The sequence below is a fragment of the Brumimicrobium salinarum genome, assembly GCF_002844555.1.
Taxonomy (GTDB): Bacteria; Bacteroidota; Bacteroidia; order Flavobacteriales_D; family Crocinitomicaceae; genus Brumimicrobium; species Brumimicrobium salinarum.
In genome coordinates this window covers 63,463-75,458 of the sequence record NZ_PJNI01000010.1, presented here as the reverse complement: position 1 = coordinate 75,458, position 11,996 = coordinate 63,463, and the positions used below count along the sequence as shown (strand labels likewise).

The 11,996-nt window shown below is 33.8% G+C and carries 12 protein-coding genes and 1 pseudogene; 5 read left to right on the top strand and 8 right to left on the bottom strand.

Annotated elements, in window-relative coordinates; translation table 11 throughout:
• From CW751_RS15850 to CW751_RS10050, 4 genes are read right to left on the bottom strand one after another with little or no spacing between them, the layout of a single operon-like run.
• Complete coding sequence (locus CW751_RS15850; RefSeq protein WP_101334878.1) at positions 1 to 489, bottom strand: bile acid:sodium symporter family protein; 489 nt, start codon at positions 487 to 489, stop codon at positions 1 to 3.
• Complete coding sequence (locus CW751_RS15845) at positions 483 to 887, bottom strand: bile acid:sodium symporter family protein (protein WP_101334877.1); 405 nt, start codon at positions 885 to 887, stop codon at positions 483 to 485. The genes CW751_RS15850 and CW751_RS15845 overlap by 7 nt, the downstream gene beginning before the upstream one ends.
• Positions 888 to 897: 10 nt before the next feature.
• A complete protein-coding gene (gene smpB / locus CW751_RS10055) occupies positions 898 to 1,359 on the bottom strand; it encodes an SsrA-binding protein SmpB (RefSeq protein ID WP_101334876.1) in 462 nt (153 codons plus the stop codon).
• Positions 1,346 to 2,059 carry a DUF6962 family protein gene (locus CW751_RS10050; protein WP_101334875.1) on the bottom strand — a complete coding sequence of 238 codons (714 nt, stop codon included), beginning with the start codon at positions 2,057 to 2,059 and terminating at the stop codon, positions 1,346 to 1,348. Before CW751_RS10050 ends, smpB begins: the two co-directional genes overlap by 14 nt.
• Positions 2,060 to 2,178: 119 nt before the next feature.
• Between CW751_RS10050 and recR the strand changes: the two genes are divergently transcribed.
• The 4 genes from recR (at position 2,179) to CW751_RS10030 (ending at position 7,100) form a co-directional block, all read left to right on the top strand.
• The gene (gene recR, locus CW751_RS10045; RefSeq protein ID WP_101334874.1) at positions 2,179 to 2,793 is read left to right on the top strand and encodes a recombination mediator RecR; all 615 of its coding nucleotides are present in this window, start codon (positions 2,179 to 2,181) and stop codon (positions 2,791 to 2,793) included.
• Between the two features lie 235 nt (positions 2,794 to 3,028).
• Positions 3,029 to 3,343 (top strand): HPF/RaiA family ribosome-associated protein, encoded by a 315-nt coding sequence (locus tag CW751_RS10040; RefSeq protein ID WP_101334873.1) that lies wholly within the window; start codon positions 3,029 to 3,031, stop codon positions 3,341 to 3,343.
• 135 nt (positions 3,344 to 3,478) lie between these two features.
• On the top strand, positions 3,479 to 4,942 hold the full coding sequence (locus CW751_RS10035; protein ID WP_101334872.1) for a M16 family metallopeptidase: 1,464 nt from the start codon (positions 3,479 to 3,481) through the stop codon (positions 4,940 to 4,942).
• A gap of 37 nt (positions 4,943 to 4,979) precedes the next feature.
• Positions 4,980 to 7,100: an insulinase family protein gene (locus tag CW751_RS10030; RefSeq protein WP_101334871.1), complete on the top strand. Its 2,121-nt coding sequence runs from the start codon at positions 4,980 to 4,982 to the stop codon at positions 7,098 to 7,100.
• Positions 7,101 to 7,449: 349 nt separating this feature from the next.
• On the opposite strand, the pseudogene CW751_RS10025 reads toward CW751_RS10030, so the two are convergent.
• A pseudogene (locus tag CW751_RS10025) lies at positions 7,450 to 8,429 on the bottom strand (pyruvate dehydrogenase complex E1 component subunit beta).
• A gap of 236 nt (positions 8,430 to 8,665) precedes the next feature.
• On the opposite strand from CW751_RS10025, the gene pfkA reads away from it, so the two are divergent.
• Complete coding sequence (gene pfkA / locus CW751_RS10020; RefSeq protein ID WP_205677816.1) at positions 8,666 to 9,637, top strand: 6-phosphofructokinase; 972 nt, start codon at positions 8,666 to 8,668, stop codon at positions 9,635 to 9,637.
• Positions 9,638 to 9,733: 96 nt separating this feature from the next.
• Here the strand turns inward: pfkA and CW751_RS10015 are convergent, their stop codons facing one another.
• The 3 genes from CW751_RS10015 to CW751_RS10005 form a co-directional block, all read right to left on the bottom strand.
• Positions 9,734 to 9,916 carry a hypothetical protein gene (locus tag CW751_RS10015; RefSeq protein ID WP_133122194.1) on the bottom strand — a complete coding sequence of 61 codons (183 nt, stop codon included), beginning with the start codon at positions 9,914 to 9,916 and terminating at the stop codon, positions 9,734 to 9,736.
• A gap of 279 nt (positions 9,917 to 10,195) precedes the next feature.
• A complete protein-coding gene (locus tag CW751_RS10010) occupies positions 10,196 to 10,888 on the bottom strand; it encodes an SDR family NAD(P)-dependent oxidoreductase (RefSeq protein WP_101334868.1) in 693 nt (230 codons plus the stop codon).
• Positions 10,878 to 11,984 (bottom strand): 2Fe-2S iron-sulfur cluster-binding protein, encoded by a 1,107-nt coding sequence (locus CW751_RS10005; RefSeq protein WP_101334867.1) that lies wholly within the window; start codon positions 11,982 to 11,984, stop codon positions 10,878 to 10,880. Before CW751_RS10005 ends, CW751_RS10010 begins: the two co-directional genes overlap by 11 nt.
• Positions 11,985 to 11,996 lie beyond the last annotated feature (12 nt).

The window sequence follows — 11,996 nt, the reverse complement described above, 5'->3', positions numbered from 1 at the left end:
TTATAAGTCTTGAGGCAATGCATCCTTTTTACCTAACCTTTTCATCCCCCAAGCAATTAAAAATGTAGAAAAGAATGAAAATCCTCCATACAAGACAGCAATTAAAGACAAACTTTCAATTTGAATGACGTTATTTGCTAAAAATATAGCCAATGCAGAATTTTGCAGTCCCATTTCTATTGCAATCGTATATTTGCCTTTATGATTAATCCCAATCAATCCTGATAAATAATACCCTACAAACATCACCAAAACGTTTAAACATAACGCTGGTAAAATCAGATCTTTATACTCCATTAATGATTTTCCTCCATTTCCATTTTCATTGAGTAAAACGAGCGTAAAAACAAGAAACATAATGGCAGGTAAAATAAATCGAAGTGGTTTCCTGATCTTTTTTACTGTAATTGGAAAATAATTTCTTGTAATCATCCCAATAATAACAGGTAAAAACACTGTTAACCCCACTTCTTTAAATGTCTCTAACATGGATAAATGGACATTTTTTTGGCATCCCAGAACAATCCAAATGCAATTTCAAGAATGATTGGAATCGTTAGAATAATTAAAAAACTATTGAAAGCTGTCATCGAAACAGACAATGCCACTCTACCTCTCAACATATACGTAACAATATTTGAAGACGTTCCACCGGGACAAGCAGCAATAAGGATAACGCCCAATTGGTAGATAGGATCTAAGTTAAAGCTAAAGGCAATTCCAAAACCGATAAGTGGCATTAAGACCAATTGACCTAACAATCCGAAAAAAACCGCTTTTGGAGCTATTAACACCCGTTTAAAATCAGTGACTGTTAATCCCAAACCTATGCCGTACATGATAATGGCAATAGATATTGGAAGTAAATAATCTAAAACGGTTTGCATCTATAAAGAATTAGTAGGCTTTTTTGATTCGGTCCATAGCACGTTTATCGTCTTTTTCTTTTAGGTCTTGACGTTTATCGTATAATTTCTTTCCTTGTGCTAAAGCAATTTCAACTTTTGCTAATCCTTTATTGTTGATAAAAATGCGCAAAGGAACAATTGTGAATCCTTTTGCTTTCATTTTTTTATCCAGTTTATTAATTTCTTGTCTATTCAGTAGTAATTTTCGATCCGCCTTAGGTTTGTGTTGATAAAAAGATGCATTTCCGTATTCAGCAATATGCATATTTCTAAGATACACCTCCCCTTCTTCAATCACGCAAAATGCCTCGAGTATACTTGCTTTTCCTTGTCGAATACTTTTTATTTCTGTTCCTCCAAGTTGAATTCCAGCAACATATTTATCCAATAATTGATATTCAAAGCGTGCTTTTTTATTTACAATATTAATACGGTTTTTATTTGTTGACATATTTTACTTGATTGATTGAAACGAGTTTCTCTAAATCTATTTTATCTAAACGAATAATGCCAATATAAAAGAAAATTATGGTTGTTACCATTAAAACATGACTCAAATCTTCCTTATTAAACCATAAATGTGGATTAAACTGAAGCGTAAATATAAATATAGAAGGAATTAGTACTAAAACGGCAATTACAGTGTATTTAAAAGAGTTTAAACCTTTTTTCCAATAATACAATCCCATCCCCATACAGAAGAACAAATACGTTATTACGGCATCAGCCATAACAAAAACAAAGGATTTAAAAACAACTGCTAATACCGTAAATCCAATAAGCTTTACTAATAAGATGTTGTTTAAAATCTTATTTGTTTTAGGAGAAATTACATTTAAACTTATCATGGCTTTACCGGCGTGGAAAGCTGAAATCAAACCTAAAATCCAAGTAGGAAATTTTCCGTAAATCCCTGAATAGTTAAAAAACATGTGGCCAAATCCACTAAAGAAAGTACTTAATCCAAAAAGTAAGTAAAACAACTTCCAATGTTTTTGAAACTTATTTTCTACGGGATTAAATTTATAAAAGATAACAAAACAGGTAATGGCAATAAGCATATTGGTTACCAAAGCCATTGGTTCTTGCAAACAAAGCCCCATAAAATCAAAGGGAAGTTTCTCTGCGGGAATATTACACGGATTTTTCATAACTAAAATTAACAGGGGCAAAAATAAACAATTCTTTTTAAAGTTTGTCTAAACGAAAATTACAACAATGCTATTAAAAAATAGGTTTTTGTAATAAATGCTTTATAACTTTGCAAATTATGGAATTACCTTCAAAATACTTAAACAATGTTGTTGAACAATTTGCCTCTTTGCCGAGTATTGGCAAAAGAAGCGCTTTGCGATTGGTATTGTCACTTTTAAAAAGATCTCCGGAAGAGTTGGACGTTTTTTCAAACGCAATAATAGAAATGAAGGATAAAATTAGTTATTGTTCTAGTTGCGGGAATATTTCAGATTATGAAACTTGCAGTATTTGCGCCAATCCATCGCGTGAACATGAAACCATTTGTGTTGTCGAAGACATTAGAGATATATTAGCAATCGAAGCTACGGCAAGTTACCGAGGTATTTATCATGTTCTGGGCGGTGTAATCTCTCCAATGGATGGACAGGGGCCAGAAGATTTAAACATCAAGCCCTTACTTGAAAAAGTAGCACAAGGAAATGTTAAAGAAATTATTTTTGCACTCAGCTCAACAATGGAAGGCGACACAACAAACTTTTATATATTTAAAAAAATTGCACCATATAATATCGTTGTGACTACACTTTCACGCGGTGTTTCTGTTGGGACAGAATTGCATTACGCCGATGAATTAACACTTGGACGCTCAATACTCCAAAGACTACCTTTTGAATCAACATTCAAATAAAAACTAAACATCTTAATATTTATTTGGACGAAGGAAACCCATATTTTCAATGTGGTTTAACTCCAATTTAACGTTCGTCCATCAGAGGTGTATAAATTCTACTCAATTTTATAAAATTCCTTAATTTCATAACGTAATCAAAAGAAAAATTGTTATCTTGTCATTAAAGTAATAACAGAATTACTTAAAGTTTATAAACCCGAACATACCACATGTTCATAAAAAGTTAAATCAAATGGAAGTATTTTTTAACACAGACAAAAACATTGAGGGAAAAGAAAGAATTGAAGAGTATTTTTCAAATCAAATTAAAGAAGACTTATCGCGTTTTGAGGATCGCGTAACACGTGTTGAAGTTCATTTAGCTGACGAAAATGGAGCTAAATCTGGAACAAATGACAAAAAATGTGTGCTTGAAGTACGTCCGCAAGGTTTAAAACCAGTTGCTGTAACAAGCCATGAAGATTCTATTGAAAAGGCAATTAGTTCGGCTACAAAAAAGATGTCGAGCAGTTTATCTTCATTAATTGGAAAATTGCAAAAACATTAAAATATAATTTCTCACAACAAAACGTTCTCTTTCACGGGAACGTTTTTTATTGCTATCAACTTTTAAAGTTTACCTATTTTTCTTAAAAAGAATCAATATTTTTCTTTTTCTTTGAAGAAATAAACAATAACAAATATGAAAAAAATAATTACTTCATTGTTAGTTTCATCACTACTTTTCAATCTATCTGCGCAAGAAACATCGATTGATTTTGTAGAATTTGATTTAGACAATGGTATGCACGTGATCTTGCACGAGGACAATTCAACACCAATTGTAGCTGTTTCTGTTATGTACCATGTAGGGTCAAAGAATGAAAACCCCAACAGAACGGGATTTGCTCACTTTTTTGAACACCTTATGTTTGAAGGTAGTGAAAACATTGAAAGAGGAGAATTCGATAAGTACATCGAACGTAATGGTGGAACTTTAAATGCCTATACCTCTCAAGACAAAACCTATTATTATGAAATCTTCTCCTCAAACAACTTGGAATTAGGATTGTGGTTAGAATCTGAAAGATTATTACACGCAAAAGTTGACAATAAAGGAATCGAAACACAAAGAGAAGTAGTAAAAGAAGAGAAAAGACAAAGGGTTGACAATCAACCATACGGATCATTTATGGCAGAAGCTTTTGATCGTCTTTTTCAGAAACACCCTTACAAATGGACTCCAATCGGATACATGGAACACTTAGATGCAGCACAGGAAGAAGATTATGTGAATTTTTATAAAACATTTTATGTGCCTGCTAATGCCACATTATCAATTGCTGGAGACATCAATGTAGAAGAAGCTAAAGTCTTAATTGAAAAATACTTTGGCTCTATCCCAAAAGGTCAAGCAATCAACCTTTACCGTGATTATTTGAATATGAATAACGAAACATTCAAATCTACTTACGGAGAAGATAAAAGTATTTTCAACAAGGATAATTTCTTTGCAACCACGTCCAAAGACGGAAAAGCACTGATTAATAAATATAAAGAAATTGAAACAGTAATTCCACGACCTGAAATAGTTGAACCACCATTAGAAAAAGAAATCGTAGATACGGTTTATGACAATATTCAATTACCAGCTGTATTTATTGGATATCATTCACCAGCACAAAACACGAAAGATGCATACGCTTTAGAAATGCTCAACTCAATTATTTCTGGAGGTACAAGTGCAAGAATGAATAAGAATATTGTTGAAGAAAAAGAATTGGCAGTATCTGCATTCTCCTTTGCTTTTCCACTTGAAGATCCAGGCATGGCTTTATTTGCTGGAATTGCGAGCAAGGATACAGACATAGAAGACCTGAAAAAGGCGTTAGATGCTGAAATATCCACTGCAAAGAATGAATTGGTTACTGAAAAAGAGTTTCAAAAAGTTAAAAATCAATTTGAAAATGACTTTTACTCCTCAAATAGTTCCGTAGCAGGTAAAGCAGAAGCGTTGGCTAATTATCATGTGTATTTTAACAATACAAACCTTATCAATGAGCAGCTTAAAGTGTACGAAGATATTACACGAGAAGACCTAAAAGAGGTTGCTCAGAAGTATTTTAAAGATAATGCACGTTTAATATTGTATTACCTACCTAAATAAAATATAAAAAGGAGTTTATCAATAAAAAATTTATAAAATGAAACATATAATAATCGTTATCCTGAGTTTGGCAATCACGAGTCTTTCTTTTGCACAAATAGATAGATCTAAAGCGCCCGTTCCAGGACCAGCACCAGAAATTAACATCGCAGATCCAATTGTTTTTGATCTTGATAATGGAATGAAAGTTATTCTTTCTACCAACAACAAAATACCCAAGGTGTCTTTTAACCTCGTTATGGGATCTGATCCAAGATTGGAAGGGGAAAAAGCAGGTTTATCAGATTTAATGGGAGATTTATTGCTCTCAGGAACTAAAAACAGAGAAAAAGACCAATTAGACCAAGAAAAAGATTTTATTGGTGCTTCATTGTTTGCCTCTAGCAATAGTATGTATTTGAGTGTTTTAACAAAGCACATGGATAAAGGATTAGACCTCATGACAGATGTTATGAAAAATGCAAACTTTCCAAAAGCAGAATTTGACAGGATAAAAAAACAATATGAGTCAGATTTGTACGCTGTTAAAACAGACCCTAATTCGATGATGTCAAACGCTATGTACAAGACACTCTTTACTGAAGAACACCCTTATGGTGAAGTAATGACTGAAGAGACACTAAATAACATTACAAGAGAAGACGTCGTTGATTTATACAAAAAACAATATACTCCTGCAGGAAGCTATTTGGTAATTGTAGGTGACATTAACGAGGCTGAAGCAAAGAAAGTAGCTGAAGAAAGATTTGGAGATTGGGAAGGTGGAGTTCCGTTTGAAAAAGAATACAATCACGGTATTCAACCTAAAAATAACCGAGTAATTTTCGTTGAAAAGCCTGGTGCTGTACAATCTGTAATTAATATTGCTTTTCCTATTCCAATGACACCTGGAGATGAAGATCAAATTAAACTTTCTGTTCTTAATAAGTTATTAGGTGGTGGCGGTTTTGGAACACGATTAATGCAAAACCTTAGAGAAGATAAAGCATATACGTATGGCGCATATACGCAACTTAACGTAAGAAGACAAGGTTCATTTATGAGTGCTTCAGGTAATTTTAGAAATGAAGTAACCGACTCTGCAATAGTTCAATTTCTTTATGAATTTCAACGTATAACAGAAGCTGTTCCTACTGAAGAAGAATTAAGTCTGAACAAAGCGTCTATGGCAGGTTCTTTCGCAAGAAGGTTAGAATCTCCTCGAACAATTGCCAATTTTGCACTCAACATCCATAGAAATAACCTTCCTAAAGATTACTACCAAACTTATTTAAAAAAGTTAAGTAACACATCTGAAACCGATATTTTAGAAATGGCTCAGAAATACATCACTCCAAACAACCTCAATATTATAGTTGTTGGAAATAAAGATGTTTTGGAAAAGTTAAAACAATTTGATGGAGACGGAGAAATTGAGATTCTAGATGCATTTGGTAATCCATCAAAGGAAAAAAGTTATTTACCTGCGGATATATCAAAAACTGAAGTACTGGAAAAGTATTTAATGGCCATTACGGGTACTTCTAATATGAAAAAGGCGAATAAAAAGTTATGTAAAATTAAAACCATAGAGAAAAAGGCAATCATTGTTCCTGATCAGTCGCCAATGGAATTAAAAATGACAACACTTTATAAGGCGCCCAACAACAGCGTAACTAAAATGGAGTTTAATGGAATGGTGCTCCAAGAAGAGATTATAAATGAAGATAGAGGAATGTCCAAAACGATGTCTCAACAAGGTGGTTTTGAAACTACGCACATGACTGATGATGAACTTAAAGCAGAACTGAAAACATCTGCTGCTTTCACAGAAATGGCGCTCATTAAAAATATTGAAGATGTAGAATTACTTGGAATGGAAGAAATTGAAGACCAAACCTATTATGTACTTCAATATACTTTTGGAAAAACAACAACTACTGGATATTACAATAAAACTACTGGTTTAAAAGATCGTGGTACAACCTTACGAGTAACAGATGAAGGTCCGCAAAGTATATCTACAAAATACAGCGATTATTCAAAATATAACGGATATTTATTACCCAACACAACAACTCAAATTGTTGAAGCTGCATCAATGACAAGTACTTTGAAAGAAGTTAAGTTCAATGGTAAAATTGATGACAAGGTATTCGAGATTGAAGAAAGCAACTAGTCACGATGTTTGATTATTAATTCAATTGCGTTTTAATCAATTGCGTTTTTAAATCATTTAGAATCCCAAAAAAATATGCTGAGGCAGTCCTTCAGCATATTTTTTTTGGATTTGTTTTATCTTATCATGGTAATAAAAACTTCAGGTTGTCGACGATAGTATTTCCTATGATTTTAAACTTCGTTTATAATGGACATTAGCTGCTAATATCAAAACATATAGTTTAGTTTGTAATTAAAACAGAGTTAAACTATTCGATAGTATAAAAAAAGCAGTCCAAATGGACTGCTTCTTTAAAATATATAAATGACTATCTTTTATAAAAGTGTTGTCATTTTCTCGGTATTGTTTAGTTTTTATACAAAGTTGCTTTTACCGCTTTTATAATACGTCCCACATTCGGTAATGCTTCCTCTATTAAAGTTGGGGAAAAAGGGAATGGTGTGTCTGATTGCGTTACACGCATAACAGGAGCATCAAGATAATCAAAAGCATAACGCTGTAAATGATAAGCCATTTCAGAAGATATAGATGATAAAGGCCATGATTCTTCAACCACAACACATCTATTCGTTTTTTTAATTGATTCAACAACCGTATCGTAATCAATAGGACGTACCGTTCTTAAATCAATAACTTCACATTCAATTCCTTCTTTTTTCAATTCATCTGCCGCTTTATAGGCTTCTTTGATGATTTTTCCAAAAGAAACAATTGTCACATCTTTTCCTTTTCTTTTAACATCTGCTAATCCGATTGGAATCAGGTATTCTCCTTCTGGAATTTCACCTTTATCTCCGTACATTTTTTCAGATTCAAAAATACTACAGGATCCTCATCACGAATTGCTGATTTTAATAATCCTTTAGCATCTGCTGGATTTGATGGAGTTACTACTTTCAAACCAGGAAAGTGGGCATACATAGATTCAAATGATTGTGAATGAGTTGCAGCTAATTGTCCAGCCTGACCATTCCCACCTCTAAAAACGATAGGACAATGATACTGACCTCCAGACATCTGCAGCATTTTAGCAGCACTATTTATAATTTGATCAGCAGCAAGAATGGCAAAATTCCATGTCATAAACTCTACAATTGGTCTTAAACCGTTCATAGAAGCACCTACAGCAATTCCTGTAAATCCAAGCTCGGCAATTGGTGTGTCAATCACACGTTTATCGCCAAATTCATCCAACATGCCTTGCGATACTTTGTACGCACCATTATATTCGGCTACTTCCTCCCCCATCAAGAATACATTCTCATCACGACGCATTTCTTCTGACATCGCTTCTCTAAGGGCTTCTCTAAACTGAACTGTCTTCATTCTTAAAGTCTTATATTTTCCTTTTTGATAAAAGTTAATTTATGTGGGTAAAACTAAGAAAAATTGCGCTGAACAGAATAGTTTGCTTGTATTTTTTTAATTCTCCGTGAAGTTGTCCAAAAAACTCATAACAATCCATACAAATTCAATAAAAGAACTTAATTTTTATTCATTACTTTTAAAGAAAGTTCAATTAATCGATTATTTTTACTCATTCATCTTAAAAAATAATATCCATGAAAAAAATAGCCATTCTTACATCAGGTGGAGACGCTCCAGGAATGAACACTGCAATACGTGCTATAACTAAAGCTGCTTTTCATTACAATCTGCAAGCGGTGGGTATTAAAGATGGATATGACGGATTAATGGCTGGACGATTTGTGAATATGAAATACACCGATGTAGACAATATTATTCAGCGTGGTGGAACAATATTAGGTTCGGCACGTTCTCCTGAATTTAAAAATAAAGAAGCCAGAAAAGAAGCTATTAAAAACATTAAGGACGCAGGAATTGATGGTTTAATTGTCATCGGTGGAGATGGATCTTTTCGAGGTGCAAAAATACTAGCCGAAGAAGTTAATATTCCTGTAATTGGATTACCGGGCACCATCGACAATGATTTATACGGAACTGAAGCAACTATAGGCTATGATACAGCGCTCAATACAATAGTTTCTGCGATTGACAATATTCGTGACACTGCTTCCTCTCATAAACGTGTCTTTTTTGTTGAAGTTATGGGTAGAAACTCTGGTTTTTTGGCGTTAAATTCAGCCATAGCTTCTGGAGCTGAATCTGTATTAATCCCTGAGACCATAACTAATATTGAAGCGTTGGCAAAACAGATAAAATCTCAAAACAAAGGACGCAGAAGTAGCATTATAATTGTTGCCGAAGGAGATGAAGAAGGAGGTGCAATGGACATTATGCGAAAAATCAAACCTCACTTAGAAGATTTCAGACTCCGAACAACTATTTTAGGACATATTCAACGTGGTGGTTCTCCCTCCTATTTTGACCGAGCATTGGCAACACGTTCTGGAATTATGGCGGTAGAATTACTACTTGATGGAAAAACACAACAAATGGTTGGTATAAAGGCAGATGAACTAATTACCACCGATTTTAAAGATGCAATTGGTAAACACGCTATACCTAAAGTGGAGAAGGAAGAATTACTTGGAAAGCTGTTGACGCTTTAGATAAAAGTTTATCAGTCTTAAAATTAAACTATTTTTTAAAAAGTAGTTTTGATTTAATTTCCATCTTAAGATTCTTAAATCATAGATAGAAAATTTCTATCCTAACAAATCCTTAGTTACAATCAATTCTTCTCTTGGTAAGTAATTTTTAAGAAAAGTAATCGCTTTATTCGCTTTCTCTTTGAGATTGATAAGGGTTAAAACCGACTTTCCTCCTGTTTTAAAGTGATGTTGTACCAACACCTGTTTTATAGATTTTAATGTGAAGATTATTTTCAATTTTAATGGTATTATCATCGAAAGAAACTGTATTAGTTTCTTCGTTACATCAATTTACTTCCATGCATTTTTCTGGGCTAATAAAGCAGTACCCGATAAAAGAACCTATCTAATAATTACAGGAATCACTTATTCTACAATTAAATTAGGAGTTGTAAAAACACAGTAACATTTAACCATAATGTAGCAAATCCCAATAGAATTCAGTAAAAATTCTTTAAACGGATTGAGTACAGTTTAAGGTGCATCGTAATTCGTAATTAAACAACTCCTAATCAACTACGGCGTAGTTGAACTCACCGGCAGCACTTTACCATTAAAGAATTTTGAGGCGTTAAATGCAAAATCAACAATATACGAGGCTATTTCAGCAGCTGAAACTGGTGCTTTCATTCCAGGAAATGCTTCTTCCAACATCTCGGTTTGAGCAGCTCCTAAACACAAGCAATTCATTTTGATTTTTGTGTCTTTATATTCTTCGGCGAAAAGTTCTGTAAAACTTGTTATTCCGGCTTTCGAAGTGGAGTAAGCCGAGAGTCCTGGGAACTTCACACTCCCCTGAAACGCTCCCATTGTAGAAATATTTACAATGTGACCGCCATTCTCCAACATTTTTGGCACCATGTATTGTGTGGCATGCATTACGCCAACAGCGTTCGTTTGATAGCAAGTGTTGATGTCTTCGCGCGTTAACTCCAAAAAAGGTTTATTGACTAACTTCCCAGCATTATTTACAAGGATATCAATAGCGGGTAAATCTTGAAGGGTTTTATCTAATGTTTCGTGTAAATCATCAGCCATTAGATCTGCAAAAGCGAATTTAATATTTGGAGCTGAAAAGACTTTTTCCATGGCTGCTACATTTCGCGATAAAGCCACAACTGTATTGGATTTATCTTGTGCAAATTGCGTAACTAATTCTCGTCCAATTCCTCTACTGGCACCTATGACAACAATTACCTTATTCATCATAACTCACTGTAATTTCTGAACTGTTTGGGTGTGCTTGACATGTTAAAATATAACCTTCGTCCACCTCACTATCGGTTAATGAAAAGTTTTTGTCCATGGTAGCAGAACCTTTTAAAACTTTTGCTTTACACGTACAACAAATCCCTCCACGACATGAATAAGGTGCATCGATGCCATGACTTTCCGCTTCATTCAGAATGGTATCTCCTGAGGCATCTAATGCAAATGTTTCCGCTTCATCATCTAAAATAACAGTAACCTGTGCCTCTCCAGAGAAATTTGAGGCAACCGTTTTAGTATTCGATTCCATGTTTACGGGAGTAGTGAACAGCTCGTAATGGATTTTCTCTTCGGCTACACCAAATCTTTTCAAGACATTTTGAGCGTTAATAATTACAGGCTCTGGTCCACATAGATAAAAACCTTTAGCTTTTAGCAATTCCAAATCATTTTTGAGGTATTCTGTAATCACGTCTTCTGTGAGCATTCCATGCATGAAACCTTCTTTTTCTTGTTCAGAAAAAACATGTGTAGTTTGTACCTTATCAGCGGAAAGTAAATTCAACTCTTCCTCAAACATTATTGATTTATCGTTGCGATTTCCATACAGTAGGTTTAATTTACCTGTTGCTGTTCCATTAATTAGTTTGGCTATAGATAAAACTGGGGTAATTCCACTTCCTGCTGCAATGGCAAGGTAATCTCCTTCTACTTTTGAAATTGTAAAGCTACCTTGTGGAAAACTAACCTCTACCTTATCTCCTGCTTGAGCTGTTTCATTAAAGTAAGTGGAAACAATTCCTTTTTCTACCTTCTTTATACCAATAGCCAAAGGTTCTTTAACATCGCTACAAATAGAGTATGAACGGTGTTGTTGTTCACCTTTAACCGTTAAAATAATATTTAAATATTGTCCTGGTGTGTAAGCATAGTTTGACTTCAATTCTTCAGGAACGTCAAAAACTACTTTAACTGCATCATCGGTTAAACGATCAATTTGTTGAATTGACAACATTGCACTTGTTTGCTCTTTTTTGTTTGGTGATTTTACTTTTTCTTGCTTTTTACCCCCAAAAATACTCTTAAAAAAACCCATATTTTAATATTT

Excerpts from the sequence above, each read along its gene's own strand:
- CW751_RS10035 (WP_101334872.1), top strand. The coding sequence starts at position 3,479 with ATGAAAAAAATAATTACTTCATTGTTAGTTTCATCACTACTTTTCAAT.
- CW751_RS10010 (WP_101334868.1), bottom strand. The coding sequence starts at position 10,888 with ATGATGAATAAGGTAATTGTTGTCATAGGTGCCAGTAGAGGAATTGGA.
- recR (WP_101334874.1), top strand. The coding sequence starts at position 2,179 with ATGGAATTACCTTCAAAATACTTAAACAATGTTGTTGAACAATTTGCC.
- CW751_RS10050 (WP_101334875.1), bottom strand. The coding sequence starts at position 2,059 with ATGAAAAATCCGTGTAATATTCCCGCAGAGAAACTTCCCTTTGATTTT.
- CW751_RS15850 (WP_101334878.1), bottom strand. The coding sequence starts at position 489 with ATGTTAGAGACATTTAAAGAAGTGGGGTTAACAGTGTTTTTACCTGTT.
- pfkA (WP_205677816.1), top strand. The coding sequence starts at position 8,666 with ATGAAAAAAATAGCCATTCTTACATCAGGTGGAGACGCTCCAGGAATG.
- CW751_RS15845 (WP_101334877.1), bottom strand. The coding sequence starts at position 887 with ATGCAAACCGTTTTAGATTATTTACTTCCAATATCTATTGCCATTATC.
- smpB (WP_101334876.1), bottom strand. The coding sequence starts at position 1,359 with ATGTCAACAAATAAAAACCGTATTAATATTGTAAATAAAAAAGCACGC.
- CW751_RS10030 (WP_101334871.1), top strand. The coding sequence starts at position 4,980 with ATGAAACATATAATAATCGTTATCCTGAGTTTGGCAATCACGAGTCTT.
- CW751_RS10040 (WP_101334873.1), top strand. The coding sequence starts at position 3,029 with ATGGAAGTATTTTTTAACACAGACAAAAACATTGAGGGAAAAGAAAGA.
- CW751_RS10005 (WP_101334867.1), bottom strand. The coding sequence starts at position 11,984 with ATGGGTTTTTTTAAGAGTATTTTTGGGGGTAAAAAGCAAGAAAAAGTA.